This is a genomic window from Dellaglioa sp. CoH-55-MRSF-9 (assembly GCF_056782155.1).
Genome location: NZ_JBXAYG010000131.1, coordinates 1 through 253 on the forward strand (window position 1 = coordinate 1; position 253 = coordinate 253).

General features: G+C 65.6%; 1 pseudogene. It reads right to left on the minus strand.

The annotated features are described in order from the left end of the window. Positions 1–19 precede the first annotated feature (19 nt). Positions 20–253 (minus strand): annotated as a pseudogene (locus AC1RPV_RS08070) (hypothetical protein); the annotation flags it as partial.

Sequence of the window (253 nt, forward strand, 5' to 3'; positions counted from 1 at the left end):
TGCTGGTGTGTGGCGCAACTTACTGGCAAAGCGGCTGCCTTGTCGAGCCTGCGTCGGCGGCTTCCGGCCCCGTTTTCTCTGCATCCTCTTCGCCCGCGCCGGGTGCGCCGCACCGCGGATCGACGACGGTCGGCGTGATGAAGACGACCAGTTCATTGCGCTGGTCGCGCTGCGCGCGGTGCCGGAAAAGCGCGCCCAGAATGGGTATTTTGCCCAAGAGCGGCACGCGCGTCACATCGTTCCGGTTCAGTTG